At 60.6% G+C, this 25,730-nt stretch carries 20 protein-coding genes; 4 read left to right on the top strand and 16 right to left on the bottom strand.

The features are described 5' to 3' along the window. Positions 1-443 precede the first annotated feature (443 nt). The 3 genes from pheT to WMO20_RS07615 form a co-directional block, all read right to left on the bottom strand. Positions 444-2,855: a phenylalanine--tRNA ligase subunit beta gene (pheT, locus tag WMO20_RS07625; protein WP_349186386.1), complete on the bottom strand. Its 2,412-nt coding sequence runs from the start codon at positions 2,853-2,855 to the stop codon at positions 444-446. An 18-nt stretch (positions 2,856-2,873) separates the two neighbouring features. After that, positions 2,874-3,896, bottom strand: a complete 1,023-nt coding sequence (gene pheS / locus WMO20_RS07620; RefSeq protein WP_349186385.1) for a phenylalanine--tRNA ligase subunit alpha — start codon at positions 3,894-3,896, stop codon at positions 2,874-2,876. Positions 3,897-4,242: 346 nt separating this feature from the next. After that, on the bottom strand, positions 4,243-5,364 hold the full coding sequence (locus WMO20_RS07615) for a hypothetical protein (protein WP_349186384.1): 1,122 nt from the start codon (positions 5,362-5,364) through the stop codon (positions 4,243-4,245). Between the two features lie 76 nt (positions 5,365-5,440). Between WMO20_RS07615 and WMO20_RS07610 the strand changes: the two genes are divergently transcribed. Continuing rightward, the gene (locus tag WMO20_RS07610) at positions 5,441-5,728 is read left to right on the top strand and encodes a YabP/YqfC family sporulation protein (RefSeq protein WP_170126622.1); all 288 of its coding nucleotides are present in this window, start codon (positions 5,441-5,443) and stop codon (positions 5,726-5,728) included. Positions 5,729-5,737: 9 nt separating this feature from the next. Then, positions 5,738-6,874, top strand: coding sequence for a sporulation protein YqfD (locus WMO20_RS07605; RefSeq protein ID WP_349186383.1), 1,137 nt, complete (start codon positions 5,738-5,740; stop codon positions 6,872-6,874). 117 nt (positions 6,875-6,991) lie between these two features. On the opposite strand, the gene WMO20_RS07600 is transcribed toward WMO20_RS07605, so the two are convergent. Then, positions 6,992-8,311: a thymidine phosphorylase gene (locus WMO20_RS07600; RefSeq protein WP_316541047.1), complete on the bottom strand. Its 1,320-nt coding sequence runs from the start codon at positions 8,309-8,311 to the stop codon at positions 6,992-6,994. 37 nt (positions 8,312-8,348) lie between these two features. Continuing rightward, a complete protein-coding gene (locus tag WMO20_RS07595) occupies positions 8,349-9,527 on the bottom strand; it encodes a phosphopentomutase (RefSeq protein WP_349186382.1) in 1,179 nt (392 codons plus the stop codon). 421 nt (positions 9,528-9,948) lie between these two features. On the opposite strand from WMO20_RS07595, the gene pyk reads away from it, so the two are divergent. Together pyk and WMO20_RS07585 are read left to right on the top strand one after the other, a co-directional pair. Next, positions 9,949-11,700, top strand: a complete 1,752-nt coding sequence (pyk, locus tag WMO20_RS07590) for a pyruvate kinase (protein ID WP_112090354.1) — start codon at positions 9,949-9,951, stop codon at positions 11,698-11,700. 16 nt (positions 11,701-11,716) lie between these two features. Then, positions 11,717-12,169: an S-ribosylhomocysteine lyase gene (locus tag WMO20_RS07585; RefSeq protein ID WP_112090353.1), complete on the top strand. Its 453-nt coding sequence runs from the start codon at positions 11,717-11,719 to the stop codon at positions 12,167-12,169. Between the two features lie 138 nt (positions 12,170-12,307). Here WMO20_RS07585 and WMO20_RS07580 read toward each other — a convergent pair whose 3' ends face one another. The 11 genes from WMO20_RS07580 to WMO20_RS07530 all read right to left on the bottom strand — a co-directional run bounded on the left by WMO20_RS07580 (position 12,308) and on the right by WMO20_RS07530 (position 25,696). After that, on the bottom strand, positions 12,308-13,150 hold the full coding sequence (locus WMO20_RS07580; protein WP_349186381.1) for an HAD family hydrolase: 843 nt from the start codon (positions 13,148-13,150) through the stop codon (positions 12,308-12,310). Positions 13,151-13,163: 13 nt separating this feature from the next. Beyond that, positions 13,164-14,156: a LacI family DNA-binding transcriptional regulator gene (locus WMO20_RS07575; RefSeq protein WP_349186372.1), complete on the bottom strand. Its 993-nt coding sequence runs from the start codon at positions 14,154-14,156 to the stop codon at positions 13,164-13,166. Between the two features lie 194 nt (positions 14,157-14,350). Further along, the gene (locus WMO20_RS07570; protein WP_316541053.1) at positions 14,351-15,148 is read right to left on the bottom strand and encodes a hypothetical protein; all 798 of its coding nucleotides are present in this window, start codon (positions 15,146-15,148) and stop codon (positions 14,351-14,353) included. A gap of 73 nt (positions 15,149-15,221) precedes the next feature. After that, entirely contained in the window at positions 15,222-16,277 is a 1,056-nt protein-coding gene (locus WMO20_RS07565) for a hypothetical protein (RefSeq protein WP_113992015.1), read from the bottom strand. 26 nt (positions 16,278-16,303) lie between these two features. Continuing rightward, positions 16,304-18,448, bottom strand: coding sequence for an ATP-dependent zinc metalloprotease FtsH (ftsH, locus tag WMO20_RS07560; RefSeq protein WP_349186358.1), 2,145 nt, complete (start codon positions 18,446-18,448; stop codon positions 16,304-16,306). Positions 18,449-18,478: 30 nt separating this feature from the next. After that, on the bottom strand, positions 18,479-19,027 hold the full coding sequence (hpt, locus tag WMO20_RS07555) for a hypoxanthine phosphoribosyltransferase (RefSeq protein ID WP_316544566.1): 549 nt from the start codon (positions 19,025-19,027) through the stop codon (positions 18,479-18,481). Further along, positions 19,011-20,447, bottom strand: coding sequence for a tRNA lysidine(34) synthetase TilS (gene tilS / locus WMO20_RS07550; protein WP_349186352.1), 1,437 nt, complete (start codon positions 20,445-20,447; stop codon positions 19,011-19,013). The genes hpt and tilS overlap by 17 nt, the downstream gene beginning before the upstream one ends. Further along, entirely contained in the window at positions 20,447-21,847 is a 1,401-nt protein-coding gene (gene dnaB / locus WMO20_RS07545; protein WP_349186348.1) for a replicative DNA helicase, read from the bottom strand. Before dnaB ends, tilS begins: the two co-directional genes overlap by 1 nt. Before the next feature lie 86 nt (positions 21,848-21,933). Continuing rightward, entirely contained in the window at positions 21,934-22,389 is a 456-nt protein-coding gene (gene rplI / locus WMO20_RS07540; RefSeq protein WP_005923531.1) for a 50S ribosomal protein L9, read from the bottom strand. Positions 22,390-22,591: 202 nt separating this feature from the next. After that, positions 22,592-23,695, bottom strand: coding sequence for a UDP-galactopyranose mutase (gene glf / locus WMO20_RS07535; RefSeq protein WP_349186347.1), 1,104 nt, complete (start codon positions 23,693-23,695; stop codon positions 22,592-22,594). Between the two features lie 3 nt (positions 23,696-23,698). Continuing rightward, positions 23,699-25,696, bottom strand: coding sequence for a DHH family phosphoesterase (locus WMO20_RS07530; protein WP_349186340.1), 1,998 nt, complete (start codon positions 25,694-25,696; stop codon positions 23,699-23,701). Positions 25,697-25,730: the final 34 nt, after the last annotated feature.

The following is a 25,730-nucleotide window of genomic DNA, read 5'->3' as shown; positions in this document are numbered from 1 at the left end:
GAATATAGGTTCCGTTACAAGTTCTTTCGATATTGTTCAATTTTCAAGGTCCTGTGCGCCGCAGCCTTGCGGCTGACGACTTGATTATTTTACCACAGAAGCGGTTTTTTGTCAAGCACTTTTTTGAGAAGCTTTTGAACTTTTCTGAACTTAAATCATTCAGCAGTTTCTCGGTGCTAACCGGAACATTTGAACGTTCATTGGTTCTTTTCAAGGGCTTCCTGCTGAGACTTCAGAAGTCATTCTTTTGTCTCAACGCTTGGCGCTCAAGTATAATACCACATCCCGGCCATCTTGTCAACACTTTTTGACATCTTTTTTAAAAGAAAATTGAGTTTGCTTCACTCATATTGTAATCACCCCCTCTTTCCCATGCAAAAAGGCCGTCCATGCACTGCACAGACGGCCTTGGGTCTATATATAATTACTTATATAATAAGCTTTTAGCGGATCTCGATGCCCAGCTTGAACTTCAGGTTGCCGAGAATCTTCTTGACCACGCGCTCCACTTCCTCAGCAGAGACTTCCTTCTTGGAATCAGACAGGGACAGGCTGAAGGCCATGCTCTTTTTGCCCTCGCCAAGGTTAGCGCCGCGATAGATATCGAACAGCTTGACCTCGCTGACCAGCGGGCTGGCCTTGCGGATGGTCTCCTCGATCTCGCCGCAGGACACAGTCTCGCCGCAGACCAGAGCCAGATCGCGCTTGACCGGTGCATAGGGGCTGAGGGGCTTATAGCGCAGCTCGCCCTCTACGCAGGACATCAGAGCCTCATAGTCCAGCTCGCCCAGATAGATGTTCTGGCTGTCCTTCTGCTCCTTGGCGATCTCCAGCTCGGCGTTGATCTCGTTGGCCAGCTTACCGAACACGCCCAGTCGCTTGCCGTTGCAATACACGGCGGCACTGATGCCGGGGTGCAGCCATGCGGCGGTCTCACGCTGATAATCAAAGGTCAGGCCAAAACCGGCTGCCAGCGCTTCCAGTGCGCCCTTGACGGTGAAGAAGTCCTCCTCGGGGCCAAAAGCACCGAGGCAGAGGGTCTGACGCTCGTGGGGGTGCTCATTGATGGGCAGTTCCTTGGCCAGGTAGACCGGTGCCATCTCGAACAGGCGGCCTTCGGCGTTGCTCTTTTTCAGGTTGTCCACGATGACGTTCAGCATGGAGGGGGTCAGCAGAGTGCGCATGATAGACAGGTTCTCGCTGATGGGGTTCAGGATGCGAATGGCCTTGCGGGCTTCGTCCTCAGCAGGGATATGCAGCATATCCAGCTCGGCGTTGGAGTAGAAGGCCAGCGTGGAAGCCTCATAGAAGCCCTGCGCAGCCAGCAGACGCTTGGTCTTGAGCTGCTGCTTCTGGTCGTAGTTCAGGCCGCCGTTGGTGACAGAGGCAGTGTTCAGGAAGGTGGGCACGATATGGTCGTAGCCGTACTCACGGATGACCTCCTCGGCCAGATCCGGGAAACTTTCCACGTCATCACGGTACAGGGGTGCAGACACATCCCAGCTGCCATCGGCCTGCACGTCCACGGTGAACTCCAGACGCCGCAGGATGTCGATCATGGTCTGGTCGGGCACGGTGATGCCCAGCACGGCGCAGATCTTTGCCGGGGTGGTGACGATGTGCTTGCGCTCCAGCGGGCGGCCATCGGTCAGGTCGTACTCCAGCGTGGTAATATCACCGCAATCCAGCTGCTGGATCAGGTGCAGGGCGCGTGCCAAACCCAGCTGCGGAGAGTAGCGATCCACGCCCTTCTCGTAGCGGGCAGAGGAATCGCTGTTCTGACCCAGTGCACGGCTGGTCTTACGCACGCTGTCGCGGGCAAAGGTGGCGCACTCGAACAGCAGGCTGGTGGTGTTATCGTCCATGCCGGAGTTTGCGCCGCCCATAATACCGGCCAGTGCCACCGGCTTTTCGGCATCGCAGATGACCAGATTGTTGGGGTTGAGGGTAAATTCCTTCTCGTCCAGCGTGACGATCTTTTCACCCTCGTGGGCGCGGCGCACATCAATGGTGCGGCCGGCGACCTTGTTCAGGTCAAAAGCGTGCATGGGCTGACCCATCTCCAGCAGGGTGTGGTTGGTGATATCCACCACGTTGCTGATGGAGCGCAGGCCGCACAGTGCCAGATGGCGCTTCATCCAGCGGGGAGACTCGCCCATGCGGATGTTGCGCACATAGTGTGCCATGTAGCGGGGGCACAGCTCCGGTGCTTCCACCTTGACGGTGATGGGAGCGTCCGGCTCGCAGACTGCCTTATAGTCCATAGCGGGCATATGCAGGGGCTTGCCCAGAACAGCAGCCACCTCGCGGGCGATGCCCAGAACAGACTGGCAGTCCGGGCGGTTGGCGGTGATGGAGATATCAAAGATGTAGTCGTCCAGACCCACCACCGGGGCGATGTCGGCGCCGGGAACAGAGTCCTCGGGCAGGATGAGCAGGCCGTAGACCTCAGAGCCCGGGAACAGGTCATCGTTCAGACCCAGCTCTGCACCGGAGCACAGCATACCGTTGGACTCCACGCCCTGCATCTTGCGGGCCTTGATGGTGACGCCGCCGGGCAGGGTGGAGCCATCCAGTGCGGTGGGCACACAATCGCCCAGCTTCATGTTGGCGGCACCGGTGCTGATGCGGATCTCGTGGCCGTAAGCGCCGCAGTCCACCACACACTTGGTCAGGTGGGTGCCCTCCTGCTTTTCCATCTCCACGATCTTGCCGACGACCACCTTGCTGATGCCGGCATCCAGCGGGATGAGCTCTTCCACCTCGAAACCGCAGGAGAACAGCTTCTCCTCCAGTTCCTGTGCGGTAACATCGATATCAACGAATTCTTTTAACCAACTGAAAGGTACTTTCATTGTTTGTTCTCTCCCCTCTTATTCGTGGAACTGCTTGAGGAACTGCAGATTATTCTCGAACATCAGACCGATGTTGTTGATGCCGTACTTCAGCATAGCGATACGCTCGATGCCAATGCCAAAGGCGAAGCCGGAGTACTCGTCCGGGTCGATGTTGCAGTTTTCCAGCACCTTACGGTTGACAACGCCGCCGCCCAGCACCTCGATCCAGCCGGTGTGCTTGCACAGGGGGCAGCCCTTGCCGTGGCACTCGAAGCAGCTTACGTCCACCTCCACGCTGGGCTCGGTGAACGGGAAGTAGGAGGGACGCAGGCGGGTGCGGGTGTCGGCGCCGAACAGCTTCTGCACGAAGGTGTTCAGTGCGCCCTGCAGGTCGCCCAGCGTGATGCCCTTATCCACGACCAGACCTTCCATCTGGTGGAACATGGGACTGTGGGTAGCGTCCGAGTCAGAGCGGAACACGCGGCCGGGGATCAGCACCTTGATAGGCGGCTTCTGGCTGTCCATGGTGCGGATCTGGCCACCGGAGGTCTGGGTGCGCAGCAGAAACTCATCGGACAGATAGAAGGTATCCTGCATATCGCGGGCGGGGTGATCCTTGGGCACGTTCAGGCGGGTGAAGTTGTGGTCGTCATCCTCGATCTCCGGGGCATCTGCCACGGCAAAGCCCATGCCGGAGAACACGTCGATGATCTGGTTGGTGACCAGCGTCAACGGGTGCAGACCGCCTGCAGGACGGGTCTTGGCGGGCAGGGTGATATCCACCGTCTCGGCGGCGTTGCGGGCAGCAAGTTCTGCCTGCTTCACGGTCTCGGCGGCGGCATCGTAGTCTGCCTGCACCTTCTGCTTGAGTTCGTTGATGATCTTGCCCATGGCGGGGCGCTCTTCCGGCGCAACGGTGCGCAGGTTCTTCATCAGGGCAGGGATCTTGCCGTTTTTGCTGAGGTATTCCTGCCAGAAGGAAGCCAGCGTCTCCTTGCTGGACACCTGACCAAGGCTTTCAGCGGCCTGCTTGGCCAGCTCATCGATCATTGCTTGCATGGATTTTCTCTCCTTTATTCTTTGTGTTCATGGAGCGGAGTATAACAAAAAAGCTCCGTCCCCTGCCCGACTGCTCAGGCAAAAGGGACGAAGCTGTAACCATTTCTGCTCCGCGGTACCACCCGGTTTCCGCCTGCACAAGGGCAGGCGGCGCTCAAACGCCGTAACGGGGCGCAACCGTCCTGTGCTAATAGATGCGTCCGCATCGTTCGCGCAGACCGCTCGGGAGCGAACTTCAGCCCCTGCCGCACATGGAAGCCCTTTCAGCCGGTGAAGCTTCTCTCTTTGCCGTGCAGGCAGCGCCTACTCTCTCCGTCGCTGCGTTTGGTAATATGATAACCAAGAGTTATGTTACCACATTTTGCGGCGGTTTGCAAGCCGCAGAGCGCTTTTTATTTGCCGGAGCTGCGTTTTGTGCCTTCTTTCCGGTCAGGCGGCAGGCCTCGCAGGCGGTCATACAGCACACCGCAAACACCAGCAGAGCGCAGTCTGTCGGCACCCGCTGCATGGGCACCACCCGGGCGCACAGAGTATTGAAGCTCTCCACGGCACGCTCCGGCAAGCCCAGATAAAACAGCGCCAGCGAAAGCGGCAGATGCAGCACCCTGCCCCACAGCAAGGGTTTGAACGAGACCTCCTGCGGGCAGAGGGTGCGCACTTGCAGCAGCACCGAAGCGCCCTGCACGCTGAGCGCGGCGCAGCACAGCCCGCTTGCCCACAAACCGGTGCGGGCGGCGTAATCGCAGCCGGAGCACACCTCCAGCAGCATGGCGGGAAAGGGCGCAAGCGCCGCGGGCAGCAGCAGCCCACAGCCTGCCGCCAGCAGGCGAAAATACAGCACAAAGCCGCATAATTTCAGGTAGGTCACTGCCGCCTGCGCAAGGATGGCATCCAGCGCCGGCGGCGGTGCTGCTTGCACGGCGGTGGGCGGTGCGGGCAAAGGCTCCGGTATGCCGCGGACACGGCAGAACAGTGCCGCTGTCAGCCAGCCCGCCAGCACCTGTGCAGCAAACAGGCATATCCCGGCTGTGCGGCTGCCCAGCAGCTGCTCCCCTACCGTCAGGATGACAAAGGATGGCCCGGAGCAGATGCAGGCAGGCAGCAGAGCTGAAGCTTCCTGCGGGGTCAGCTCCCTGCTGCGGACTGCCTCGGCAGCTGCGGCGGCGGCAGGGGCAAAGCCGCCCACAAGGCCGATGAGCAGCACACTGCCCGCGCTGCGGCTGCGCAGACCGATACAACGCACCACCGGCCAGAGCAGCACGCCCAATACCTCGCCCGCGCCGCTGCGCATGATGAGCGCCGACACCACCAGAAATGGAAAAAGCGACACCAGCAGCGACCCGCCGCAGAGTGCAAGACCCTGCCGCAGGGCTGCCGCACAGGTCTGCGGCGCAGCAAATACCAGCGCCGCCGTGGCTGCACCCAGCAAAAAAAGCCCCGGATACAGTGGTTTGCAGCTTTTACTCATAAGCACGCCCTCCCCCTCCATATATATGGAAGCATGGGCTGTGCAATGTACAAAGCGCGGGACGGGAGGGACAGCGATGGCCAGAGCACACCACGACCGGCGCACCCCGGGCGACTGGCTGCGCGGGCTGTTCCGACAGCCGCCGCCCGGGTTTTACAGCCGCCCTGCCGTATACCTGAGCGGCGACCGGATGGAGATCGAGCATTTTTGCACAGTGTTGTTTTTTGATGAAAACAAGCTGTGCCTGCGGCTGGCGAAAGGACGTTTCACGGTATACGGCAGCGGGCTGCGCATCTGTACCCTGACCGCCGCCCGGCTGACGGTGCAGGGGCAGTTTTTGCGCACCGATTTTTCCGATGAATAGGAGGCTGCCATGGAAGCTGCAAGCCTTTGGGCGGGGGTACGCTTTACCGCCCGGAACGGCAGCCCCGAGGCGCTTTTGACCGACGCTGCCGGGCAAGGGCTGCATTTATATGGCATTTCTTCCCTGCCCGGCGGCTTTTGCGCCCATTGCGCAGCTTGGCAGTACCGGCGGCTGGCTGCACTTGCCCGGCACAGGCGGGTGCGGCTGCGAGTGGAAAAACGGATAGGGCTTTATTTTTTGCTGCGTCCGCTGCTGCAGCGCAAGGGGCTTTGGGCGGGGCTTGTCGCTTGGGGGCTGGTGCTGGTCTGGCTGCAAGGATTTATATGGGCGGTGGACTACGGCAGCCTGACCACCGGGCAGCGGGCGCGGGCGGGTGCAGTGCTGCGCAGCTGCGGCCTGCAGCCCGGCACTGCCGTAACCGAGGAGCTGCTGCGCTGCGGAGAGTATGCCCTGCTGGAAAGCGGCGAGTTCTCTTGGGCAAGCCTGAATTTTGAAAAAGGCCGGCTTGCGGTGGAAGCCGCCCCTGCCCATGCCCGCCCCGAGATCGCCGCAGGCACGCTGCACGGGCTGCGGGCAAAGTGCAATGGGACGGTGCTGCGTACAAATCTTGCCAGCGGCACTATGCTGGTAGCCCCCGGGCAGACTGTGGAAGCCGGGCAGGGGTTGATCGGCACTGCGCGCAGCGAGCGGGACGGCACCTTGATTTTTGCCCCGGCGGCGGGCACGGTGGTGGCGCAGCTGGAGTGGCAGACAGACCAGAGCGTTCCGCTGGCAGAGACGATGCCGCAGCTGACCGGCAAAAATACAACGAATTACAAGCTGTTTTTTGCAGAGCATTCTGCCGCGCTTCCCCCCTCTGCGCCTGACGGGGACGGGCTGTACCGCACCCGGCATCTGCAATTAGAGGTTTTCGGCCTGCCCCTGCCCTGCGCGGTGGAGGAGACCACCTATTACGGGCAGCAGCAGGAAACGATGTACCGCACCGAAGCACAGGCGCTTACGCTGGCACGGCTGCAGGGGCTGCGGGCGCTGCACGATGCTTTCCCGGATGCGGAGATCTTCGCCCGCCGGGAGGAGTGCACCGTGCAGGAGGATGCCCTGCACTATCATGCAGTGTATACCGTGGCGGCAGATATCTGCACATAGCAGCCCTTAAAACGCATACAAAAAAGCCGAACATCTGCAAAAAACAGGTGTTCAGCTTTTTTACATTTTCGCTTCTATAAAACCACTCTTTGGGGTACGCCCGCCGCGTAAAAGATCTTAGTACCGCTCTACGCCGTCCTTGGTGACAAGGGCGTACACCAGCGGGGCTTCCTCCGGCTTTTCCGCGCCGTACATAAGGCCGCTGCGGTACTCGGCGGCGGCGGCTTCAAACTTGTCCGCTGCGCCGTAGAAGGTGGCAAGGCTTTCGCCCTTATGGACATAGTCGCCGCGCTTTTTGTGCAGGGTGATGCCGGCGGAAAAGTCCAGCGGGTCGCCCTTTTTCTGGCGGCCTGCGCCCAGCAGCACACTGGCAGAGCCGATCTTTTCGGCATCGTTGGCCACAATGTAGCCGTCCTGCTCGGCCAGCAGTTCGTAGCTGGCGGCAGGCTGAGCAAACAGGCTGTAATCATCCAGCACCCGGATATCGCCGCCCTGTGCGGCAAACATTTCCTTGCACTTTTCAAAGGCAGAGCCGTCCGCAATGACAGCCTCGGCCATAGCGCGGCAGTGGGCGGCATCGCCCTTGCCCGCCAGCACCAGCATATTGGCTGCCAGTTGCAGGCACACCTCGGTCAGGTCTGCCGGGCCGTGGCCTTTGAGCACGTCCATGCTCTCCATCACTTCCAGACTGTTGCCGATGTTGTGACCCAGCGGGGTGTCCATATCGGTGATCATGGCAGCTACCCGGCGGCCATGGTGGGTGCCGATGGCGACCATCAGCTGCGCCAGCTCGATACTCTGGTCGACAGTCTTCATAAAGGCGCCGGTGCCGGTGGTGACGTCCAGCAGAATGGCGTCCGAGCCGGAAGCCAGTTTTTTGGACATGATGCTGGACGCAATGAGCGGAATGCAGCTGACGGTGGCGGTAACGTCCCGCAGGGCGTACATCTTTTTATCTGCCACGGCGATACCCTCGCTCTGGCCGATGACCGACAGGCCGATCCGGTTCACCTGTGCAAAAAATTCCTCCTGCGAGAGGGCGGTCTTTGTGCCGGGCACGCTCTCCATCTTGTCGATGGTACCGCCGGTGTGGCCGAGGCCCCGGCCGCTCATTTTGGCGATCTTCACCCCGCAGGCCGCCACGATGGGCGCAATGACCAGCGTGGTCTTATCGCCCACACCGCCGGTGGAGTGCTTGTCCACCTTGATGCCCGGAATGGGCGAAAGGTCTACCATCACGCCGCTGTGCGCCATCACATCGGTCAGCTCAGCGGTCTCCTCATTGGTCATGCCGCGCAGATACACTGCCATCATCCATGCAGCCATCTGGTAGTCGGCCACTTCCCCGCTGACAAAGCCGTTGACAATAGCTTCCAGCTCTTCCCGGGTGTGGGTGCCGCCATCCCGCTTTTTTGCGATCAGATCATAAATACGCATCGTTTCACGCTCCTGTTCTTATAGCTTTTGGGGCGTTTTATGCCCGGATCTCCTGCCATACGCTCTTGCCGTCCAGCGTGGAAGCGTCCACTTCCAGATACTCGCAGATGGTCTTGGCGATGGTGCCGAAGCACAGCTTGGTGCCCAGGTCCGTACCCGCCTTTACGCCCTTGCCGCAAACCAGATACGGCACATACTCGCGGGTATGGTCGGTGGTCTTGGTGTAGGAGGGGTCGCAGCCGTGGTCGGCGGTGATCATGAGCAGATCGCCCTCCCGCATCCCCGGCAGGAAGTCAGCCAGAAAACGGTCGAATTCCGTAGCGGCGGCAGCGTAGCCGGCCACATCGCGGCGGTGGCCGTAAAGCATATCAAAGTCCACCAAGTTCACAAAGGCAATGCCTTCAAAATCCCGGGTCTGCAAAGCCTTGGTAAAGGCAATGCCGTTGGTGTTGCCGGTGGTCTTGATCTTTTCGGTCACGCCCTCGCCGTCAAAGATATCGTAGATCTTGCCCACGGCGATCACATCCTTGCCGGCATCCTTCAGCAGATCCAGCATGGTAGCGCGGGGCGGCTTCAGGCTCAGGTCGTGGCGGTTGGTGGTGCGGTAGAAGGTGTCCGCGCTGTTGCCAAGGAAGGGGCGGGCGATCACGCGGCCCACGCCGTACTTGCCTTTGAGCATTTCCCGGGCGATCTCACAGTAGCGGTACAGCTCCTGCACCGGCACAAGCTCTTCGTTGGCGGCCACCTGAAAAACGCTGTCGGCGCTGGTGTACACGATGAGGGCGTTTTCCCGCATGGCCTGCTCGCCGTAGTCCTTCAGCACCTGCGTGCCAGAATAGGGCTTGTTGCACAGCACCTTGTGGCCGGTCTTTTGCTCGTACTCCCGGATCAGCTCCTCCGGGAAGCCCTCGGGGAAGGTGGGCAGCGGCTCCGGGCTGACCACACCGGCGATCTCCCAGTGGCCGATGGTGGTATCCTTGCCCATGCTCTGCTCCTGCAGGCGGGCAAAGGCAGCCGCCGGGGCATCCGTTTTCTCCCCTGCGGTCACGCCGTCAATGTTGAACAAACCCAGCTTGCGCAGATTGGGACAGTTGAAATTGGGGTGGTTCGCAATGGCACCCAAGGTGTTGGTGCCTGCATCGCCAAAGGCAGCGGCATCCGGCTCTGCGCCGATGCCAAAGCTGTCCAGAACGATCAGAAAAACACGTTTTTCCATAATGGTCACTCCATTCTCCGGGCGTACCCCGGAACAGTACTACTTTATTACCCTTATTATAAGCAAAAAGCCCCTCAGATGCAAGAGGAAGCAGCCTTGTGCGCTCTTATCAGTTTTTACGTTTTACAGCAGTTTTCCCCCCATCAGGCAGTCCACAGAAAGCCGCGCCACATCGTTAAGTTTTCCACAATCCCTCTCACAAGCATAAACAGATGCAAAAACTTGTATTCAAGCAAAAATTCCTCTTGCTCTCTTGCACCGGAACGATTATAATAATAGGTGGTAGAGTTTTGTGTTTTCCACTCTGCCACATAAACCGACCCGCTGTACCGGGAGCTTTTACTCCCATTGGTCATACACAGCAGCCTGCAGGGATGCTGTGCCGGATATAGGTAAGAGAGAGTTGACGGAGGTATATTGCATGAGAAAGACGAAAATTATTTGCACCCTTGGTCCTTCCACCGATAAGGAAGGCGTGCTGCGCGATCTGATCGCCAACGGCATGAACGTGGCCCGCTTCAATTTTTCCCACGGTTCCCACGAGGAGCATCTGGGTCGCCTTGAAAAGCTGAAGGCTCTGCGCGAGGAGCTGGGTAAGCCCGTGGCTGCACTGCTGGACACCAAGGGTCCCGAGATCCGCCTGAAGGACTTCAAGAACGGCGTTGAGAATCTGGTTGCCGGCCAGACCTTTACCCTGACCACCCGCGATGTGGAGGGCACCAACGAGATCTGCTCCATCACCTACAAGGATCTGCCCATGGACGTGGAGCCGAACGGCACCATCATGCTGGACGACGGCCTGATCAAGCTGCAGATCCAGACCGTGAACGACACCGACATCGTCTGCACCGTACTGAATAGCGGCAAGATCAAGAACAAGAAGGGCGTCAACGTGCCCGGCGTGCACCTGTCCATGCCGTATATGAGCCAGCGCGATAAGGATGACATCATCTTCGGCATCCAGCAGGGCTACGATTTCATCGCCGCCTCCTTTGTGCGCACCGCACAGGACGTGTACGAGATCCGCAACCTGCTGAACCAGTACGATTCCAACATCCGCATCATTGCAAAGATCGAGAACCGCGAGGGCGTGAACAACATCGACAGCATTCTGGCTGCTGCCGACGCCGTGATGGTGGCCCGTGGTGATCTGGGCGTGGAGATCGACTTCACCGAGCTGCCCGGCATCCAGAAGACCATCATCGAGCGCTCCTTCTCCTTCGGCAAGCCCATCGTCACCGCTACCCAGATGCTGGACAGCATGATGGTGAACCCCCGCCCCACCCGCGCCGAGATCTCGGACGTGGCAAACGCCATCTACGACGGCACCTCTGCCATTATGCTGTCCGGCGAGACCGCTGCCGGTGCCTACCCCGTGGAGGCGCTCAAGACCATGTCTGCCATCGCCGAGCGCACCGAGCAGGAGGGTTTCCATCTGCGCGGCCGCACGATGGATTCTAACCCCGGCAAGATCAGCGTCTCTGACGCTACCGCCCATGCTGCCTGCCTGACTGCACGGGACGTGAACGCCGCCGCCATCGTGACCGTGTCCGAGTCCGGCACTACTGCCCGCCTGCTGAGCAAGTACCGCCCGCAGCAGCCCATCATTGCCTGCGTCATGCGCGAGCAGGTGCAGCGTCAGCTGTCCCTGAGCTGGGGCATCACCCCGCTGATGATGTCTCTGGCACACAGCACCGATGAGCTGATCGAGATGTCCACTGCTCTAGCCAAGGAGAACGGCTACCTGCACAATGGCGAGCTGGCTGTTGTGACCGCAGGCGTGCCCGTGGGCGTTTCCGGCACCACTAACATGATCAAGATCCACATGGTGGGCAACTGTCTGGCTACCGGCGTGGGTGTCGGCCCCGAGAACAACGATGTTGCCAGTGGTAAGGCCTGCGTCTGCCGCACCATGGACGAGGTGCGCGCCAAGTTCAAGCCCGGCATGGTGCTGGTGGTGCCTTCCACCAGCAACGAGATGCTGAGCTTTGTGCGCGACGCTGCCGCTCTGGTGGTAGAGGAGCCCGGCCTGAACAGCCACGCCGCCATTGCCGGCAAGGCACTGCTGAAGCCCACCGTTGTGGGTGCCGCCGGTGCTACCAGCCACATCCGCGATGGCCTGATGGTGGCTGTGGACTGCGCACACGGCAGTGTGCAGCGCCTGCAGGGCTGATAAAGGAGAACGTAGTATGGAACGTATCGCAAGCTTTTGCGTAGATCACACCCGGCTGGAGCGCGGGATGTATCTGAGCCGTCAGGACGGCGATGTGCTCACCTGGGACATCCGCATGAAAAAGCCCAATCAGGGCGATTACCTGACCACCGCTGCCGCCCACACGCTGGAGCACCTGTTTGCCACCTACGCGCGCAACAGCGCCGTGAAGGACGGGGTGATCTATGTTGGCCCCATGGGCTGCCGCACCGGCTTTTACCTGCTTACCCGGGGGCTGACCCCGGCGCAGGCGCTGCAGCTGACGGTGGATGCCTACCGCTTTATGGCTGGCTTTGAGGGCGCTGTGCCCGGTGCCAGCGAGGTGGAGTGCGGCAACTACCGCGATATGGATCTGCCCGCCGCCAAAGCCGAAGCCGCTGCCATGCTGCCCGTGCTGGAAAGCCTGACCGCAGAGGATCTGCACTACTGATTTATGAACCAAAAGGAGCACCGCACAGTTCTTTGTGCGGTGCTCCTTTTATTGCAAAACAATGCGGGAGAATTATTTATAATTTTAGGGCAGGGGAACATCTGCGGACGTTCCCCTGCCCTATTTTACAAAGATATGTCAAATCAGTCCCAAGGCTGCAAACTCCTTGGCGATGCCGTCCTCGTACACTGAGGGGGCAATGCGGTCGCAGCGCTGCTTCAGGCTTGCAGAGCCATTGGCCATACAGACGCTGATGCCGACCACATCGGTCATTTGCAGATCGTTGTCGCTGTCGCCAAAGCCGATGCTGTCCTGCAGGGGCACGCCCAAATAGTCGCAGACAGCCTTGATGCCGCGTCCTTTGTCAAATTTACGGTTGATAAGTTCGCCGTTCACATAGCCGCCATCCAGACCGTCCAGCTTGCTCTCACAGAACACGAATCTGTCCTCGTACAGGCGCTTGGCCTCGTCCAAGTCCTTGCTGTGCTCCGCGATATACACGATCTTATACAGCGGCTCGCCCTTGTAATCGGCCAGCGGGCTCATGGTCATGCCGTCCTCCATGGCCTTGCGCCAACGGGCGGCTTCGCTGTTCAGATTGCCTGCATCCCGGTGGGTAAAACTCCAGCGCTCGATCATCTTCAGGCTGCCGTAGGTGGCGTCCCGCGCTTCCAGCGTGCACTCCACGCCGTGGCGCTCCATGGCGTTGCGCACACCCTCTGCCAGCTCCGGCTCCATAGGCAGGTCTACCAGCACCTTGTCCCCGCAGAACACATAACCGCCGGCACTGCACACCGCGCCGTCAAAGCCGTAGTCCAGCAGCGGCTGGGTCATGCGCAGGTTGCGCCCGGTGCACAGAAACAGTTTATGGCCGTTGGCGTGCGCCTTGCGCAGCGCTTCCACCGTGCTTTGGGGGATCAGCATCTCGCCCGGGGGCAGCAGAGTGCCATCGATATCTAAAAAAATCAGCTTTTGTTTCATTCGTTCCTCTTTTTTACAGTGAGCCGCGCTCTACCAGCGTATAGCCCAGCGTGGTCTGGCGCACCGGTGCAGCGTCCGGCTCAGTATGTTCTAAGCTTTGCAGCAGCATCCGGGCAGCTTCCTGCCCTACCTGCCGCTGGTAGAAGCGGATGGTGGTCAGTCCGGGCTCCACCACCTTGCCCGCCCAGTTGTCTCCGATACCGGCAAGGCCGACATCCTGCCCTACCCTGCGCCCGGCAGCGCGGAGCACCTGCAATGCGCCAAAGGCCACGGTGTCGGTCACGCAGACCACACCATCCAGCTGCGGGCAGCGTGCCAGCAGCTCCTCCATGCAGCGGTGTCCCTCTTCCATGGAAAAGGCAGCGCAGTAGGCGCGGGGCAGACCATCCGCGTTTAGTCCCACTTCCCGCAGAGCGTCCTGCACACCCTGACGGCGAGCAATGCCGGTGGCGGCGTCCTGTTCGCTGCCGCCGATGTACACGATATTTCTGCGGCCATGCTCCAGCATCTTCCGGGTCAGGTCGCGGGCGGCAGCGCGGTCGTCGTTATAAACGCAGGGCAGGTCTGCAAAGCGCTGTCCTGTTACCACCACGGGCACACGGCAGTCCTTCAGCGCCTTGCACAGCTGCGGGCTATTATCACAGCCCAGTAGAATGATACCGGCTACATGGTTGCGCTGCAATGCTGTAAGGTATTCCAGCTCCATCTGCTCGTCCAGCTCGGTATCAGCCAGCAGCATCAGGTAGCGGCTTGCGCCCAGCTCGGCTGCAATGCCGCTGGTGATCTGCCCCACCGACTGGGAGCTGATGCTGGGCACGATGACCCCCACCTGACGCACCTTGCCGGTGCGCAGGGTCTGGGCGGCAGTGTCCGGGCTGTAACCGGTCTTTTCCACTACGGCTTGTATCACGGCACGTTTCTGTTCGCTGAGGGGGCCGCCGTTCAAATAGCGGCTGACCGCAGCGCTGGAAACACCTGCCAGCTTTGCAATATCACTGATGGTCATGGGATATTTTCTCCGTTCCCTCTTCGGTGGCAATGTGTAAACGTTTTCATGCTTATTATAAATCCGTTTCACATTTCCCGCAAGAGGTGCAATGACCGTTTTTCTGCGGGACAGTCTGCAGTTTTTTTGGTTGTTTTGTACAGCACAAACGTTTTTGCTTTCCAATTTACTGCCAGAATCGCAAAACACTGCAATTACACAAGTCCCATGCTGATGGCGCGTGCGATAAGTCCCAGCACCAGCGCCGCCAGAATAATGCCCAGCGCCACCCTGCTCTCACCGCCGGTCTGCTGCTTTTTGCTGCGGGATGCCGTGCTGCGGCTCTGTTTTGTACCGGTGCTGCGGCTGCGGGCAGAGGTATTCTGCCGCCCGGCGGTACTTTTGGCGCTGCGGGTTTGCTGGGTATCGCGGGGCTTGCTGCGTGCGGCAGCCTTCCCCTGCTGTGCGTTCTGCGGGCTGCTCTGGCGCGCTTTAAGGGGTTTGCCCTCGCTGCATCGGCTCAGGTAGTCCTCGGCTTCGCGGTAATACTGCGCCAGCTCGTTTTCTTTAAAGGCGGTACCGGCGTAGCCCTCCTCCAGCGCCTCGATGGCTTCGTTGAACAGCAGCGCCGCCTGTGCGCCGTCCGCTGCAACCGCCGCGTGGGCAGCTTCGTTGCGGGCGGTGCGGATGGCGTTGCAGGCATGGCGTGCGGCAGAGGGGTGTGCCGTGTTGCCCAGCAGATCCAGCGGGCGGGCGGCATCGGTCTCCGGGTCCAGCAGCACCCGCATACACAGGGTGGTGTCCAGCTGCTGCCAGCTGGTCTTGCCGGTAAGGTCCGGCATACGGTCGTAGTAATCCGGGCTTTCCTGCTTGCGGGCGGCAATATGCTCCAGCAGTGCATCCAGACTGTGTGCCCCGGGCTTGCGCTCCCAGTGCCAGCGCAGCAGGCGGCGGCTGATCTCATCGCAGGCGGTCTTGATCTCAAAAGCCACCTGTAAAGCTTGTTCCGGCATGGTATTTCCTTTCTGTGCAATGCACACAAAAGGCGGAGAAGGCACGCTGCCCCCTCCGCCGGGATAGTTTATTTTACAGCACGAACTGGTAGTACACAAAGCCGCACAGCGCAATGGCTGCACACAGGATGGCCGTAATGGGCGGCACCCAGCGGATCAGCGCTTCTGCCACGCTGTCCCGGCTGTCCTCGTACTCCTCGTCCTCCTCCACAGGCGCGGGCTGACGCACCGGAGCCGGAGCCGGACGGCGGGCGGCGGCGGGCATCACGCGGGTGCCCTCGTCTGCCACAGCAGCGCCGGAATACGGTGCGCGGGCGGGGGCATCCAGCACCCGGGTAGGCTCCGAGATGGGCTGGACGGGGGCTGCCTTCGGCTGGTAAACCGTTGCGCCCATGACCCGGGTGGGCTCCTCTGCGGGCGCTGCCGGGGCGGCAGGAGCTGTACCCACGATGCGGGTAGGCTCCTCCACCGCAGCGGACGCTGCGGGAGCCGCCGGGGCGCTGAGGGGCATTTCCATCTCGTCTGCCGGGGCGGCGGGCTGCAGCAGGGTGTTCAGCGCGTTCTGCAGCAGAATGCGGTCACAGCCGCACTCCGAGCAGTAAACGGTATCCTCCTCGGTGGGGTGGAAGGCACCGCAGGCGCAGTACCAGCCGTTCTCGAACACCTGCGGCTGATACTTGAGCCCGGTGCGGTTCATGCGGGCTTCCAGCGCCTTTTGCAGCTCCGGGGCCAGACGGCGGGGCGCAGGCAGACGCACACGCTTGATGCCGTCCAGATGCACCACACGCTTGCCGTTGTACACATTGCACAGCGAAACATCCACGCTGGTGATTGCCTTTGCCGTGATGAACACGGCATCGTCCTGCCCGAACAGCTCGCCGGGCTTTACCTGCAGATCCCGGTACTCGAACTTGTCCTCGCACAGGATCACACCGTCCACGCCCTTGCACTTGAAGTGGATCTCCAGTGCGGTCAGGGTCACGCGGGAAATATTCTTGAAGGTCAGGCAGACAGCGTGCTCGCCGCTGACGTCCCCTTTGAGCAGTTCCACGCAGACGAACTGCACCGGACTGCCGGGGGTATAATAGTTTGCACGGGTCTGGGCGACCGGGTTAAAATTTTCCTCCACGATGCTCGCTCCTTTCCTAAAAAAGCTTAGTCCTGCTGCTCCGGGGCATCCGGCTGCGGCACTTCCGGCTGGGCAGGCTCGGCCTGCTCGGCGGGTTCGGCGCGCTCAGCGGTCTGGGCAGGCTCTGCGGGCTGCACCGGGGCAGGCTGCACGGTCTGGTCGGGCTGTGCCTGCTCGGGCTTTGCGTCCTCGCAGGGGGGCAGGGTGCCGCCGGCCATAATGGTGTTGAACTGCTCCTCGTTGAGCTTTTCGCGCTCCATCAGAGCCTTTGCCAGCGCATGGAGCTGGTCGATGTGCTCGGTCAGGGTGCGGCGGCAGGTCTCGTAAGCCTCGTCGATGATATCACGGGTCTCGCTGTCGATCTCGGCAGCGGTGGTCTCGCTGTAACCCTTGCCCTGACCCAAGTCGCGGCCAAGGAAGGTCTCCTCCTGCGAGGTGCCGTAGACCACGGGGCCCAGACGCTCGGAGAAGCCGTAGCGGGTGATCATCTGGCGGGCGATGTTGGTGGCCTGCTGCAGGTCGTTGGAAGCACCGGTGGAGATGTCCTCCAAGATCAGCTGCTCGGCCACGCGGCCACCCAAGCTGGACACGATGTCCTCAAACATTTCACCCTTGGTCACATAGCTGCGATCCTTCTCGGGCAGATACATGGTGTAGCCGCCGGCCTGACCGCGCGGGATGATGGTGATCTCGTGCACGCGGGGATGGTGCTTGCAGTAGAAGCCTGCCACAGCGTGACCGGCCTCGTGGTAGGCGGTGAGCTTTTTCTCCTCCGGGGTGACCACGCGGCTCTTCTTCTCGGGGCCAGCCATCACCTTCATGGAAGCTTCCTCGATGTCCTCCATGGTAATGGCCTTGCGGTTGCGGCGGGCTGCCAGCAGCGCGGCCTCGTTGACAAGGTTCTCAAGGTCTGCACCGGCAAAACCGGCGGTGCGCTGGGCAATGACCTTCAGGGAGACGTCCGGTGCAAGGGGCTTGTTGCGGGTGTGCACCTTCAGGATCTCTTCGCGTCCCTTGACATCTGGCAGACCCACATAGACCTGACGGTCAAAGCGACCGGGGCGCAGCAGCGCCTTATCCAGAATGTCGGCACGGTTGGTAGCGGCCATGACGATGATGCCGTCGTTGGCTTCAAAGCCGTCCATCTCCACCAGCAGCTGGTTCAGGGTCTGCTCGCGCTCATCGTGACCGCCGCCCAGACCTGCGCCGCGCTGACGACCCACAGCATCGATCTCATCAATAAAGATGATGCAGGGCATGGTCTTTTTGGCCTTGTCGAACAAATCGCGCACGCGGGATGCACCCACGCCGACGTACATCTCCACAAAGTCAGAGCCGGAGATGGAATAGAAGGGCACTCCGGCCTCGCCTGCACAGGCGCGCGCCAGCAGGGTCTTACCGGTACCCGGAGGGCCTACCAGCAGCACGCCGTGAGGGATGCGGGCACCCAGCGTATTGAACTTATCCGGGCTCTTGAGGAACTCCACAACTTCCTTGAGTTCCTCTTTTTCCTCGTCCTCACCGGCCACATCGGCAAAGGTAGCAGTCTTTTTGTTCTCGTGCTCGTCCTTCACCTTGGCCTTGCCTACGTTCATGATGCCGCCGCCACCGGCACCGCCGCGCATCATGGAGAACAGCAGGAAACCTGTGCAGCCCAGCATAGCCAGATAGAACAAAATCTCCATCCAGGGGATGGTTTCCTTGGCAGGTACATAGTCGTACACCATGGGTGCATCGGGGTTGGCTGCATCGTATTGGGCGATGTAGTCCGACACATGATCCACGAACATCCGGGCGTAGGGCAGCTTATAGCTGACCGTCTCGGTGCCGTCATCGTTCTTCTTTACCCCGGTGGGGGCAGAGGAAGAGGAGGACAGCAGGCCGGAAAGCAGTCCGCCCGTAGACTGGGCAGTGCTCTGCTCGGCAGCGTTGGGCAGTTCCTGCGCGCCCTCCTTCAGGGTCATGGTGATCACGCCGGTATTCAGATCCAGCGAGAATTTGGTGACCTGATTGCTCTCAAAATAGTGTACCACTGTGGAATAAGCCATAGAGGAGCCGCTGGCGCTGCCGCCGGTGCCGCCCAGCACCGACCACACCATCAGCACGGCTGCCAGCACAATGGCGATCACCAGCGGATTGAAACGGGGTTTCTTCGGTTGCAAAAAAATCAACTCCAGTTCTGGATTTTTATAATGGACAGGTTACTTCGTGTAGATCTCGGGCTTCAGCACGCCGACATAGGGCAGGTTGCGGTATTTTTCATCGTAGTCCAGACCGTAGCCCACCACGAACTCGTCCGGCACCTGGAAACCCTCGTAATCCGGCTGGATGTCGGCCTTGCGGCGGCTGGGCTTATCAAGGATGGTGCAGATCTTAACGGAGTTCGGGTTGCGCATCTTGAGCATGGGCACAAGGTTGGACAGGGTGACGCCGGTGTCCAGAATGTCCTCCACGATCAGCACATCCTTGCCGGACAGATCACCGTCCAGATCTTTGATGATCTTGACCAGACCGCTGGTGATGGTGTTGCTGCCGCCGTAGCTGGAGACCACCATAAAGTCGATATTGCAGGGGATGCTCACCGCCCGCATCAGATCGGCCATAAAGACCACCGAGCCCTTGAGGATGGACACCAGCACCAGATTTTTACCGGCATAGTCCCGGCTGATCTGAGCGCCCAGCTCTGCCACCTTGGCCTTCAGCTGCTCTTCGCTGACCAGAACGGTCTTGATATCATCGTGCATACTCATTTGTTTTTTCCTCCTGTGTTTCGATCTCTGCATCCAAGTGCAGGATCCATCTGCTTTCCGTGTCCGGTGCAAGGCCATCGGCAAAGCCTTCTCCACACACCCATAAAATTTCGCTTCCGCTGGCCAGCAGCGGCAGCGTATCCCGCAGTTCGTTCGGGACACCGGCCTCGTTCATCCACTTGCGCAGCGGTTTGCTCAACCCCCGCCCCGCAGGCCGGAAGCGGTCTCCCGGCTGTCGGGCACGCAGAACAAGACTAGTGTACAACGTAGTTATTCTAGCATAATCCGCCCGATTTTTTAAGTCTTTTTTATGAACGACTTGTATTTTTTCTTCAAAATCGGCTTTTAATAGCTCTGCTTTTCCCTTCCAGCCCCCGCGCAGCCGGAATTCCGGCTGTTTTTCGGGCAAAAAGGGCACTTGCTGCGGCAGGCACTCCGGCTGCCGGGGCAGCGCCTGCAGCAGCGTTTCCTGCCGCAGACAGCCGTTTCCGGCGCAAAAGCGCACCTGTCCGGTCAGCTGTACTGCACCGCTGCCCTGCCGCACCACGGCACACAGCAGCTGCACATATTTTTCCTCTGCGTCCCGCACCGGGGCTACAAGGCTGTGCAGCGCGGTCTCCAGCAGCAGCGGGTCTGCCGCCTGCAAAGGCAGCAGCTGCCACGCCGGTTCTGCACCGGGCAGGCGTGCCGCCGCCAGAAGCTTTGCAGCCCCGGCGGCAAGGTAGGCATCTGCCCGCGCAGCCTTTTCACAGAACCGTGCCAGATTCTGCACCGCTGCCGCGTTGGTGCTTTCCAGCGCAGGCAGGGCGCTGTGGCGCAGCCGGTTGCGGGCGTAGGCATCGGTGTCGTTGGTCTCGTCGGTGACCCACGTCTGCCCCGCTGCCCGACAGACGGCCTCGGTCTCGGCACGGCTCAGGCAAAGCAGCGGACGCAGGTAGCACCCGCGCCTTGGCCGGATGCCGCCCGCACCGTGCAGCCCGGTGCCGCGCGCCAGCCGCAGCAGCAGCGTTTCGGCTTGGTCATTTGCAGTATGGGCCGTAGCGATGGCATCTATCCCCTGCCCTTGCATCTGTGCAAAGGCCGTGTAGCGCAGGCGGCGCGCCCAGTCCTCCCCGGCGTGTGCCGGGGGCGAGGCCAGCTCTGCGGCGTGGAACACCCGCAGCGGCACGCCCAGACGGGCGCATTCCGCCCGCACAAAGGCCTCGTCCCGGTCGGCGCTCTGCCCGCGCAGACCGTGGTTCACATGGCAGGCAGAGAGCGTATAGCCGAACCTTGGCTGCAGCTGCCGCAGCAAGAGCAGCAGCGCCATGCTGTCCGCCCCGCCGGAGACTGCCGCTGCCAGCTGCAGCGGTGTGCCGGGCTGCAAAAGCCCCTCCCGGATGCAGAAATCCTCCACCCGGGCAAGAATCGCGGTATCCATCAGCGCTTGAAGTCCACATCCATAAAGCGGGTGTGGGCACCATCCCAGCCCAGCGGCACGGTGCTGGTCTCGCCGTGACGGTTCTTTGCCACGATACACTCGGCGGTATCGGCATCCACCTCGGCACCGTCCGGGTTCTGGCTGGCGTAGTAGGAATCGCGGTACAAAAACAGAACGCAGTCTGCGTCCTGCTCGATGGAACCGGAATCGCGCAGGTCAGAAAGCTGCGGGCGATGGCTGGAGTTGTTGCCCTGCTTTTCCACCGCACGGGACAGCTGGCTCAGCGCGATGATGGGCACATTCAGCTCCTTTGCCATGATCTTCAGGTTTCGGGTGATGGAGCTGATCTCCTGCACGCGGTTCTCGCTGCGCTGGCCGGTGGTCATCAGCTGTAAATAGTCGATGACGATCAGACCCACGTTGGGGCGGGCAGGATCCTGATTCACCCGGCGGATCTTGGCCTTCATCTCGGTGATGGTAATGCCGGAGGTATCATCCATATAGATCGGTGCATCGTGCAGTTTTTCAGTCGCCAGCGCCAGGTACTCCCAGTCCTCGGCGCGCAGCGCACCGGTACGGAAGGCCTGACTGTCGATACCGGCCTCTGACGAGAGGATACGGTTAGTCAGCTGTTCCTTGGTCATTTCCAGACTGAAGATAGCCACCGGCACCTTCTGCTGCATGGCCACGCGGGTGGCGATGTTCAGTGCAAAGCTGGTCTTGCCCATGCCGGGACGGGCTGCCAGAATGACCAGATCGCCGCGGCCAAGGCCGGTAAGCACGGTATCCAGCAGACGGAAGCCGGTGGGGATTCCCTTGTACTTGTCCGCATCCGGGCCGCTGATCTTTTGCAGGTTGGTCAGCGTTTCCACCATGCTGGACGAAAGCGGGGTCAGGGCGCTGGAATCGCGGCCGGAGCGGATCTCGTAGATGCGCTGCTCGGCGTTTTCCAGCAGAAGGTCGGCGTCCGGCTCGTCCCCGGCGTCCTGCAAGATGTCCTTGGCGACACCCATCAGCTGACGCACCAGATATTTTTCCTGCACGATCTGGGCGTAGGCCTTTACATTGGAGATGCTGGGCACCGTTTCTGCCAGACCGGTCAGATAGATCTTGGCCTCGTCTGCGCTGGGGAACACGCCATCGGACACCACTGCATCCAGCAGGGTGACAAAATCGATGGTCTGGTCGTTGGTGAACAGGCGCAGCATCTCGGTCCAGATCTGGGCGTTCTGCCGGGTGTAGAACATTTCCGGCTTGATGATCTCCACCAGATCGGTCAAAGTGTCTGGCTTGAGCAGCACCGCGCCCAGCACGCTCTGCTCCGCCTGCATATTGTAGGGCAGATTGATGCCCATGCTCTCCAGATTCAGTTCATTGGAATAACGTCGTTCGTTCGGCATAGTAGTTTGTCCTTATCCAAAATCCAAAGCATCCTGTAAAGCCAAAAAGCGCCCCCTGCTGTGAGGGGGCGCAAACGGCACACAGATCAGGCCTGTTCCACTTCCACCTGGATCTTGAAGGAAGCCACGACGCCAACGTACAGACGGACCTTGCCGTTGAACACGCCGGCATCCTTGATGTCCTTGGTCTCCAGCTCGATCTTCTTTTTGTCGATGGGTGCACCTGCCAGCGCAGCCAGTGCCTCGGCAACTTCCTTGCCGGTCACCTTGCCGTGCAGACGGCCGGATGCGCCGCCCTTGGCCTTGATGGTCACGGTCTTGCCTTCGATCTTGGCAGCCAGAGCCTTGGCGGCTGCCACATTCTCGGCTTCGTGGAAATCGGCTGCGGCCTCCTTGCCGCGGGCCATGTTCACAGCGCTGGCATCCGCCACAGCGGCCAGCTTGCGCGGGAACAGGTAGTTGCGGGCGTAGCCGTCGGAGACCTCGTGGATCTCATCCTTCTTGCCGATGCCCTTGATATCCTGCTTCAGAATCACTTTCATGATAGTATCCCTCACTTCTCACCGGAAAACCGGTGCAGTCTTATGGTAATAGTATAGCGCATTTGTCGTTTTTGGGCAAGAGGAAGCGGGGCAGCATTTCAAATGTCCTTTTGCTGCACCCCTACCCCCTCAGTCGCCTGCGGCGACAGCTCCCCCAAGGGGACGCCTTTTTTGCGGCGGTGACCCGGGGCAGTTACGCTCTTTATGCCAGCTCCTTTGCGGCCACGTCCAGTGCTACCTCGATGACCTTATCCATATCGTAGTACTTGTACTCGCCCAGACGACCGCCGAAGATCACACCCGGCTCGGCATCGGCCAGCGCCTTGTACTGCGCATACAGGGCACCGTTCTTCTCATCGTTGACGGGATAGTAGGGCTCGTCGCCCTTTTTCCACTCGGCGCTGTACTCCCGGCTGATGACGGTCTTGGGCTGGGTGCCGAACTCAAAGTGCTTGTGCTCGATGATGCGGGTATAGGGGGTCTCGGCATCGGTGTAGTTGACCACCGCGTTGCCCTGATAGTTGTCGGTGTCCAGCACCTCGGTCTCAAAGCGGACGCTGCGGTACTGCAAAGCACCCAGACGGTAGCCGAAGTAGGCATCCACCGGGCCGGTGTAGACCACCTTCTCAGCCAGTGCGTCCAGCGCAGCCTTGTCGTCCAGATAATCCACGTTCAGGCGCACCTCGGTACCGGCCAGCATCTTTTCCACCATGGCGGTGTAGCCGCCATTGGGGATGCCCTGATACAGGGCGTTGAAGTAGTTGTCGTCGTAGGTAAAGCGCACCGGCAGGCGCTTGATGATAAAGGCGGGCAGCTCGGTGCAGGGGCGTCCCCACTGCTTGCCGGTGTAGCCCTTGATGAGCTTTTCGTAGATATCGGTGCCCACAAGGCTGATGGCCTGCTCCTCGAGGTTCTGCGGGTCGGTGATGCCTGCAGCGGCCTTCTGCTCTTCGATCTTGGCCTTGGCTTCGGCAGGGGTCACAACGCCCCACATCTTGTTGAAGGTGTTCATGTTGAAGGGCAGATTGTAGATCTGGCCATGGTAGTTGGCAACCGGGCTGTTGGTGTAGCGGTTGAACTCTGCAAACTGGTTTACATACTGCCACACGGCCTTGTTGTTGGTGTGGAAGATATGCGCGCCGTAGCGGTGCACATTGATGCCCTCCACATTCTCGGTGTAGATATTGCCCGCGATATGGTCGCGCTTATCGATGACCAGACACTTTTTGCCTGCCTTTTTGGCCTCGTGGGCAAACACGGCGCCGAACAGACCGGCACCAACGATAAGATAATCATACTGTTTCATGTTTTATTCCCCTTTTGCCGGTCGTGCTTCCGGCGTAGTCTTTTTCTGGGAGAGATAATATTGGTCGATGGCGTCCTGAATGCGGTTGCGTGCCGCCTGCGGGGTGATATGCTTCAGCTGCGCTGCTGCCATGGTCTGATGACCGCCGCCGCCCAGCGACTCCATGATCACCTGCACATTCACGGCACCCATGCTGCGGGCAGAGACGTTGACCCCGTTGCCCACCTGTACCGCCACAAAGCTGGCGTCCACGCCCTGAATGCGCAGCAGATCGTTGGCGGCCTGTGCAATGGCGACCCGGGCTTCCGGGGCCACCTCGCCGCCGATGGAGATGGCACAGTTTTTGTACATCTGCGCCTTTTCCACCAGATTGGCCTTGGCGTTGTACTCCACCATGGTCACATCGAACAACCTGCGCACCCGCTCGGTCTCTGCGCCGTAGCGGCGCAGAGCAGCAGCAGCTTCAAAGGTGCGCACACCGGTGTGCAGGGTAAAGTCCTGCGTATCCAGCAGGATGCCGGCAAGCAGACCTTCGGCTTCCACGCGGTTGGGCTTGTCGTCCCGCTCGCCCACATACTGCAAAAGCTCGGTGACCAGCTCGCTGGCCGAGGAGGAATAAGGCTCGTGGCAGACCAGCGCCGGGTTCTCAATGTAGCCCACGCCCTTGCGGTGGTGGTCGATAACAGCCACCTTGCCGCATTTTTCCAGAATGTCCTTGCTTTCCACAAGACCCACCTGATATGTATCCACCACGATGCACAGGGTGCGCTTGGAGATGATGGGCAGGGCGTCCTTGGGGTCAATGAAGTCATCCTTCTGCCCCGCCTTGCACAGTGCATCGATCAGGCTGGCAGCCAGTGTAGCGTCCCGCCGGACGGCGATGACCGCCGGCACATCGCAGATCTTACAAATGCGCAGCACGCCCTCAGCTGCACCGATGGCGTCCAGATCGCTCATGCGGTGACCCATGATGACCACATGGTCGGCTTCCTTGATCAGCTTGACCAGCTGGTCGGCCACAAGGCGGCTGCGCACCTTGCTGCGCTTTTCCACGCCGTGGCTCACGCCGCCGTAGAAGGTAAAGCCGTCCAGCGTCATCTCAGCGGCCTGATCGCCGCCGCGTCCCTGCGCCATATCCAGCGCGTGCTCTGCCATATCCTGCGCTTCCCGCAGGGTGCGCGCACCGCGTCCGATACCAATGGACATCGAAAGGCTCACGCTGGGGTCCAGTGCGCGGATCTTATCCAGCACATCGTAGCCGCGGTTGGCAAACTGTTCCAGCTGGCGTTCCTCCACCACTGCGATGTAGCGACCGCCGCTGCCTACCCGGCGCAGAAAGCCGCTGCCGCGCCCGATCATATCCTCCAGAATGCGGTTGACGCCCTCCAGCAGGCGGGCGCGTTCGCTGTCCATCAGATCCCCGAACACATCGTCGTAGCCGTCCAGCTGAAAGGCAAGATACCCCGGACGGCTGGCCTTATACTCTGCCTCGATGCGGCGCAGCTCGGTCTCCTCGTTCAGCACCAGCAGGGTCATGCTTTCGGCTTCGCCGGGCACGGTGGAACTGTGCACGCTCCAGTAGCCGTCGGCAAGGGTCAGCAGCTGCCCCTCGCGCTTGCGGCACAATTGCAGATCCAGCCCGGGCAGCAGCTTCTGCACCCGGCTGGCCAGCACATCCTGCCCGCCCAGCAGGCGGGTGCGGAACTGGCTGTTGTACCACAGCACCGTCTCGCCGGAAAGCAGCGCCGCAGGCTGGGAAAGGGGCTCCAGACTGAACTGCACCTTGGATTTTTCAAAGGTGGTGCCGCTTGTCCAGCGCACCACCCAGCTGCGCAGCTTGCAACGGAACAGGGTTGCCCCTATGCCCCACAGCACCACCAGCACAGCCAACAGCGGCCATGCCGTGGGGCGCTGCACCAGCAGCACCAGCAGCAAAAGGCCGCACAGCACCGCCAGACTGGCCGTGAGCATTTCCAGTGTCCATCTTGGTTTACGTTTCATTGGTTTTTTTGCCTCCTCAGACGCTGCACCGCCT

Origin of the sequence: Faecalibacterium intestinale (assembly GCF_040096575.1) — a bacterium.
GTDB classification, from domain to species: domain Bacteria; phylum Bacillota; class Clostridia; order Oscillospirales; family Ruminococcaceae; genus Faecalibacterium; species Faecalibacterium intestinale.
Note: the sequence above shows the minus strand (reverse complement) of the source record. Positions and strands in the feature narration are given on the sequence as shown.

What these genes read in the sequence shown, in the direction of transcription:
- pheT (WP_349186386.1), bottom strand. Translation starts at nt 2,855, where the DNA reads ATGAAAGTACCTTTCAGTTGGTTAAAAGAATTCGTTGATATCGATGTT.
- pheS (WP_349186385.1), bottom strand. Translation starts at nt 3,896, where the DNA reads ATGCAAGCAATGATCGATGAGCTGGCCAAGCAGGCCGCTGAAAGCCTT.
- WMO20_RS07615 (WP_349186384.1), bottom strand. Translation starts at nt 5,364, where the DNA reads ATGAGTAAAAGCTGCAAACCACTGTATCCGGGGCTTTTTTTGCTGGGT.
- WMO20_RS07610 (WP_170126622.1), top strand. Translation starts at nt 5,441, where the DNA reads ATGGCCAGAGCACACCACGACCGGCGCACCCCGGGCGACTGGCTGCGC.
- WMO20_RS07605 (WP_349186383.1), top strand. Translation starts at nt 5,738, where the DNA reads ATGGAAGCTGCAAGCCTTTGGGCGGGGGTACGCTTTACCGCCCGGAAC.
- WMO20_RS07600 (WP_316541047.1), bottom strand. Translation starts at nt 8,311, where the DNA reads ATGCGTATTTATGATCTGATCGCAAAAAAGCGGGATGGCGGCACCCAC.
- WMO20_RS07595 (WP_349186382.1), bottom strand. Translation starts at nt 9,527, where the DNA reads ATGGAAAAACGTGTTTTTCTGATCGTTCTGGACAGCTTTGGCATCGGC.
- pyk (WP_112090354.1), top strand. Translation starts at nt 9,949, where the DNA reads ATGAGAAAGACGAAAATTATTTGCACCCTTGGTCCTTCCACCGATAAG.
- WMO20_RS07585 (WP_112090353.1), top strand. Translation starts at nt 11,717, where the DNA reads ATGGAACGTATCGCAAGCTTTTGCGTAGATCACACCCGGCTGGAGCGC.
- WMO20_RS07580 (WP_349186381.1), bottom strand. Translation starts at nt 13,150, where the DNA reads ATGAAACAAAAGCTGATTTTTTTAGATATCGATGGCACTCTGCTGCCC.
- WMO20_RS07575 (WP_349186372.1), bottom strand. Translation starts at nt 14,156, where the DNA reads ATGACCATCAGTGATATTGCAAAGCTGGCAGGTGTTTCCAGCGCTGCG.
- WMO20_RS07570 (WP_316541053.1), bottom strand. Translation starts at nt 15,148, where the DNA reads ATGCCGGAACAAGCTTTACAGGTGGCTTTTGAGATCAAGACCGCCTGC.
- hpt (WP_316544566.1), bottom strand. Translation starts at nt 19,027, where the DNA reads ATGAGTATGCACGATGATATCAAGACCGTTCTGGTCAGCGAAGAGCAG.
- tilS (WP_349186352.1), bottom strand. Translation starts at nt 20,447, where the DNA reads ATGGATACCGCGATTCTTGCCCGGGTGGAGGATTTCTGCATCCGGGAG.
- dnaB (WP_349186348.1), bottom strand. Translation starts at nt 21,847, where the DNA reads ATGCCGAACGAACGACGTTATTCCAATGAACTGAATCTGGAGAGCATG.
- rplI (WP_005923531.1), bottom strand. Translation starts at nt 22,389, where the DNA reads ATGAAAGTGATTCTGAAGCAGGATATCAAGGGCATCGGCAAGAAGGAT.
- glf (WP_349186347.1), bottom strand. Translation starts at nt 23,695, where the DNA reads ATGAAACAGTATGATTATCTTATCGTTGGTGCCGGTCTGTTCGGCGCC.
- WMO20_RS07530 (WP_349186340.1), bottom strand. Translation starts at nt 25,696, where the DNA reads ATGAAACGTAAACCAAGATGGACACTGGAAATGCTCACGGCCAGTCTG.